The sequence below is a fragment of the Amycolatopsis thailandensis genome (assembly GCF_042723255.1).
Taxonomy (GTDB): domain Bacteria; phylum Actinomycetota; class Actinomycetes; order Mycobacteriales; family Pseudonocardiaceae; genus Amycolatopsis; species Amycolatopsis thailandensis.
Genome location: NZ_JBHXJK010000258.1, coordinates 1 through 3865, shown reverse-complemented (window position 1 = coordinate 3865; position 3865 = coordinate 1). Strand labels below are relative to the sequence as shown.

Annotated in this window: 4 protein-coding genes; 3 read left to right on the top strand and 1 reads right to left on the bottom strand. The window is 66.7% G+C overall.

Annotated features, from left to right (window positions below; all coding sequences use genetic code 11):
- Nucleotides 1-256: 256 nt before the first annotated feature.
- Nucleotides 257-901: a lytic polysaccharide monooxygenase auxiliary activity family 9 protein gene (locus tag ACFWMR_RS42480; RefSeq protein WP_378382483.1), complete on the top strand. Its 645-nt coding sequence runs from the start codon at nucleotides 257-259 to the stop codon at nucleotides 899-901.
- Between the two features lie 60 nt (nucleotides 902-961).
- Here the strand turns inward: ACFWMR_RS42480 and ACFWMR_RS42475 are convergent, their stop codons facing one another.
- Nucleotides 962-1291, bottom strand: coding sequence for an ArsR/SmtB family transcription factor (locus ACFWMR_RS42475; protein WP_378382482.1), 330 nt, complete (start codon nucleotides 1289-1291; stop codon nucleotides 962-964).
- A gap of 166 nt (nucleotides 1292-1457) precedes the next feature.
- On the opposite strand from ACFWMR_RS42475, the gene ACFWMR_RS42470 reads away from it, so the two are divergent.
- Nucleotides 1458-2600: an FAD-dependent monooxygenase gene (locus tag ACFWMR_RS42470; protein WP_378382481.1), complete on the top strand. Its 1143-nt coding sequence runs from the start codon at nucleotides 1458-1460 to the stop codon at nucleotides 2598-2600.
- A gap of 377 nt (nucleotides 2601-2977) precedes the next feature.
- Complete coding sequence (locus tag ACFWMR_RS42465; protein WP_378382484.1) at nucleotides 2978-3736, top strand: S1 family peptidase; 759 nt, start codon at nucleotides 2978-2980, stop codon at nucleotides 3734-3736.
- Nucleotides 3737-3865: the final 129 nt, after the last annotated feature.

Genomic DNA, 3865 nt, shown 5'->3' with positions numbered 1-3865 from the left:
ACGTTCTCCCGCCTACGCCAGGTTCCGTGAAGGCCTCCTTCCCTACTTTCAGGGTAGGGAAGGAGGCCTTCACGGACTTCGCCATCCAACCTGACACTAATACAATCCAGATACTGGACACAGACGGCAAAACGGTCAACGAACTGGCCCAGCCGAGGCCGATCACCCAGCCGTGTACGACTTTCGGGCCTACACGCCGGTGCGACGGGACACCTACCGTGGTGTGGTCTAGACCTCTCATGAGAGGAACCTTCTGATGAAGTTTTCCCGCTCCGCCGTAAAAGTCGCGATACTCACCGCCGTGCTCAGCACGGTCTCGGCGCTCACCGCCGTCCCCGCCCTCGCGCACGGCTCGATGGGCAATCCGATCAGCCGGATCATGCAATGTTTCCAGGAGGGCCCGGAAAACCCGCGATCCGCCGCGTGCAAGGCCGCCATCGCGGTGGGCGACAGCTGGCCGATCTACGACTGGGACGAGGTCAACATCGGCGACGCCAGCGGCCACAGCCGCGAGATCATCCCGGACGGCAAGCTGTGCAGCGCCGGACGGGGCAAGTACAAGGGACTCGACCTCGCCCGCGCCGACTGGCCGGCGACCACGTTGCCGGCCAGCGGCCCGTACACCTTCCGGTACCAGCTGACCGCCGCACACCCGGGCACCTTCGAGCTGTACGTCACCAAACCGAGCTACGACCCGGCGAAACCGCTCAAGTGGTCCGACCTCGAGAACACGCCGTTCTACAAGCAGGACAACCCGCGGATCGTCGGCAACGCCTACCAGCTCCAGGCGAACCTGCCCGGCGGGCGCACCGGCAGGCACCTGATCTACTCGATCTGGCAGCGCCATTGGCCCGACTCCGGTGAGGCCTTCTACTCCTGCTCGGACGTGATCTTCAACTGATCCCGCAAGCGGGCCGCGGCACCGTCCGGCGGCGCGCCGACCACCCCTCATCGGAGCGGATCAGGCGCTTCCGCCGGTCGCGGTGTCGCGGCGCTCCGCGGCCAGCAGGTCGAGCAGGCCGGGGAGCCGATGGTCGATTTCCGCCCGGCGCAACCGGATTCCCTTCCGGTTCCCGTAATTGATCTCGTGGATGAGCCCGGCCTCGCGCAAAACCCGGAAGTGGTGCGTCTGCGTCTGCTTGGACACCGGGAGATCGAACGAGTTGCAGGTGCGCTCGCTGTCGCTCCCGTCCGCCGCCAGCTCCACGATCACGGTGCGGCGATGCTCGTCGGCGAGCGCGCGGAACACCGTGCCCAGATCGACGTCCCCGGCTGGACCTGACCCGGTCATCGCCTCACCTCCCTCAGGTACGTCTTGCATCGTACCTTACGGGCATGCTTGACTGAAGGTACGACGAGCGACGTACCTTCAGTGGGTGCGTGGCAACCGATCCGGGCTTCGCTTGAGCACGAAGCCTGCGGCGCTCGTCGCTTCCCTTCTCCGAAAGGTTGCGGCCATGACGCCTTCCCGCGTCCTGATCCACGGCGCCGGTATCGCCGGCCCGGCTCTCGCATACTGGCTGGCCCGGCACGGGTATCGGCCGACGGTCGTCGAGCAGGCCAAAGAGCTGAGGTCCGGCGGCAGTGCCATCGTCGTCAAGGAACCGGCCCTGACGGTCGCCAGGAGCATGGGCATCCTCACGCGGTTGCGCGAGGTCGCCACCGGCTCGCGTGTCCTCTCGCTCCTCGATCAGGACGGGTGGCAGCTTCTCCGTGTCCCGACGGCTTCCCCGCAGTCGATCGAAGTAACGCGATCCGACCTGTCCACGGTGCTCCACCAGGCAGCGCGCGACGACGCGGAGTTCCTCTTCGACGACACGATCACCAGCCTCCGCCAGGACCGATCGGGGGTCGAAGTCACCTTCCGCCGGTCACCGCCGCGCCGTTTCGACCTGCTCGTCGGCGCGGATGGCATCCATTCCCCGGTGCGCCGCCTGGTCTTCGGACCGGCGGAGCAGTTCACGACCGGCCTGGGCATGTACGGCGCGACGGTGCCGATCGAGCCCGGCGCGCTCGATGACCCGGAGGTGGCTGTGATGCTGACCGCGCCCGGCCGGATGCTCACCATCCACCCGTCCCGGGGGAAACCACTCGCGATGTTCACCTTCCGCGGCGGGCGGGTGCCCGGCTACGACCGTCACGACGCCGCGCTCCACAAGCGCATGGTGGCCGAGGCGTACGCCGGAATCGGCTGGCGGAGCCCCGAATTGGTCGAGGCGTACCAGAACCACCCCGCGCCCTTCTTCGATCCGCTCGCCAACGTGCGGATGGACAAGTGGTCGCGGGGCCGCGTGGCCTTGCTCGGGGACGCGGCATCCGCCGTAGCCCTGTTCGGCGACGGATCGAGCATGGCGATGGCAGGCGCACACACGCTGGCCGAAGCGCTCGCAGCGCATCCCGGTGACCATGAGCGTGCCTTTCGGGCCTACGAAGCGAAGCACCGGCGGCAGGTGGACCCGAGGCACCGTCGCGTCAGCCTCGTCGCCACGCTGCTCGTTCCGCGAACTCGGCACGGGCTGGCGCTCCGCAATACGGCCGTCCGAGCCGTCGGCCTCGCCACCCGGAACTCCACGTCCTCCAGGCAGAACAGCCGGGTCTGAGCGGCCCGGAAATCCACAATGGACAGATGAGCGCGCCGTCCGACCCTCGACCACCGAACCCGGGCTCATCGCGATGGTGGAGCCTGACCGCAGTGTCGATCATGCCAGGGTTCACGACTGTGAACCCGATGCCGCGGGTCGTCGCCTGCGGGCGGAGGTTATCGGCGAAGCCGCACACCGAACCAGTCCGATGAACCGGCGAAAACCCAGTCCCCATGCCCGCCTGCCGATGGTATGTCCGATTCCGTACCAACGGAGGTAGCGAATACCCTACAGAGCACTACGGTGGGGTGTAGATCGATCTGACTACCGAATCCCTTCCCATGCAGGACTCCCCTTTCTCAGCAGGAGGCCGAAAAATCATGTGGATCCGACGTATGTCCGTGATCGCCGCCGCCCTCTTTGCCGGGTCGCTCTTCGCCGGGCCCGCGGCTGTGGCCGAGTCACCGGCCGGACCGCCGATCGAACCTTTCATCATCGGCGGCAAGGTCGTCACCACGCCTTACTCGTTCTTCGCGTCGCTGCAGCGCAACGGTCGTCACTTCTGCGGAGCGTCGCTCATCGCCCCGCAATGGCTTGTCACGGCAAAGCACTGCGTACAGGGCTCCACCGGTGGTGGCTTCTCCGCACGGATCGGCTCGGTCAACACCGGCTCCGGCGGTGAACTCATCACGGCGACGAGCGCGACCCTCGGTGCGAACGACATCGCCGTGGTGAAGCTCTCGCGAGCGGCCACGGGCACGCCGATCAAGATCGCGGCCTCCACCCCGGCCGTCGGCACTGTCAACAAACTGATCGGGCACGGTCAGACGTGCGGTAGCCCTGGTTGCGGTGGCTCGTCGCCACAGCTTCGCGAGGTGGACACCACGACCGTCGCGGACTCCAGGTGCACCGCCGATTTCAAACGAGGCAAAGAGATCTGCTTCCAGGGCGCCCCCGGAACCAGTGCCTGCTACGGCGATTCCGGCGGCCCGTCCATTTTGGACGGTAAGCTGACCGGCGCCACCAGCCGATCCGGCAACAACAGCAGCAACTGCCTCAATGGCCCCGGAATCTACAACAGCGTCCCCGGCTACCGCGCCTGGATCGACCAGGTCACGGGTGGCGCGGTGACCGCGTGGGAGGCCACTTCATAATTTCTCGCAGGTTCTGACGGCGCCGTACCGGGCCGAAATACCTCCAGGAATCGTGCACGTCATGTCAGGTGAGGTGTTGGCCGGGGTGTGGTCGACGGGGGAGGATTCCGGACGTTCACCGTCCGGAAT

Coding starts and splice junctions, on each gene's coding strand:
- ACFWMR_RS42480 (WP_378382483.1), top strand. CDS start 257: ATGAAGTTTTCCCGCTCCGCCGTAAAAGTCGCGATACTCACCGCCGTG.
- ACFWMR_RS42475 (WP_378382482.1), bottom strand. CDS start 1,291: ATGACCGGGTCAGGTCCAGCCGGGGACGTCGATCTGGGCACGGTGTTC.
- ACFWMR_RS42470 (WP_378382481.1), top strand. CDS start 1,458: ATGACGCCTTCCCGCGTCCTGATCCACGGCGCCGGTATCGCCGGCCCG.
- ACFWMR_RS42465 (WP_378382484.1), top strand. CDS start 2,978: ATGTCCGTGATCGCCGCCGCCCTCTTTGCCGGGTCGCTCTTCGCCGGG.